This is a genomic window from Blastocatellia bacterium, assembly GCA_035275065.1.
Classification (GTDB): domain Bacteria; phylum Acidobacteriota; class Blastocatellia; order UBA7656; family UBA7656; genus DATENM01.
Genome location: DATENM010000152.1, coordinates 1 through 1,327, shown reverse-complemented (window position 1 = coordinate 1,327; position 1,327 = coordinate 1). Strand labels below are relative to the sequence as shown.

Below are 1,327 nucleotides of genomic sequence, written 5' to 3'. Positions count from 1 at the left end.
GAAGGGCTGAAGGCGAAGCAGGCGGCGGAGTTGGTGAGGTGGGGGCAAGGGCGAGGGGCGGAGGTGGTGAATCACTACGGGCCGACGGAGTGCACGGTCGGGGTGGTGACGCACCGGGTGGGGGTAGAGGAGGTCGAGGCGGGCGGCCAGGGCGGCAGCCAGGCAACGATAGCGATTGGGCGGCTGCTGGGGAATGTGCGTGGGTATGTGGTGAGCGGCGGCGAGCAGGTGGCTGGGCCGGGGATGGTCGGCGAGCTCTACATCGGCGGGGCGGCGGTGGGGCGGGGGTATGTGAGCGAAGCGGCGGAGACGGCCTCGCGGTTCGTGCCCGATGCTTACAGTGGGGAAGCTGGGGCGCGGCTGTATCGGACGGGCGATGTGGTGAAGTACAGCGCCGCAGGGGAGCTGGAGTACCTAGGGAGAAGCGACCAGCAGGTGAAGGTGCGAGGGTATCGGGTAGAGCTAGGGGAGATCGAGGCGGCGGTCAACGAGGAGGCGGGGGTGAGGGCGAGCGCCGTGGTGGTGCGCGATGAGGCGGTGAGCGGGCCGCAGGTGGTCTGCTACGTGGTGGGCGAGGATGGGGCGGAGGTGAGCGGCAAGCAGCTACGGGAGGGGTTGAGCCGGCGGCTGCCGGAATACATGGTGCCGACGGTGTTCGTGATGCTGGGGGAGCTGCCGCTGACGGCCAACGGCAAGCTGGATCGCAAGGCGCTACCAGCCCCGATGGCAGAGCCGCAGAGTAGTACCGAGGCAGGCGCGCCACAAACGGTGAACGAGGAGCTGGTGGCGGGCATCTTCAGTGAGGTGCTGGGGCAGCGAGAGGTGAGCGTCGAGGCGAACTTCTTCGAGCTGGGTGGCCACTCGTTGCTGGCGACGCAGGTGGTGTCGCGAGTGCGCGAGGTGCTTGGGGTGGAAGTCCCGCTGCGGGTGGTGTTCGAGGAGCCGACGGTGCGAGGGCTGGCGGCGGCGGTGCAGCAGCAGCAGCGGCAAGGCAAGAGCGTCGCCGCACCTCCGATTGAGCGGGTGAGTCGGGAAGGTGAGTTGCCGCTGTCATTCGCGCAGCAGCGGCTGTGGTTCATCCATCAGCTGGAGCCCGCGAGCGCCGCCTACAACGTGCCGCACGCCGTGCGGTTGAGCGGCGAGCTGAAGGTAGGGGCCTTGGAGCAGAGCCTGGGGGAGATCGTGAGGCGGCACGAGGTGCTGCGGACGCGCTTCGAGCTGCGGCAGTCGCAGGCCGTGCAGGTGATCGAGGCCGAAGCTCGGGTGCGACTGCGGCTGTGGGAGCTCAGCGCGCTGCCGACGGCGAGCAAGGAAGAAGTCGCCCGCG

1 protein-coding gene is annotated in these 1,327 nt (G+C 69.2%); it reads left to right on the top strand.

The annotated features are described in order from the left end of the window. Window positions 1-66: 66 nt before the first annotated feature. On the top strand, window positions 67-1,327 hold a 1,261-nt coding region (locus VJ464_28090; GenBank protein ID HKQ09015.1), incomplete at its 3' end, for a condensation domain-containing protein.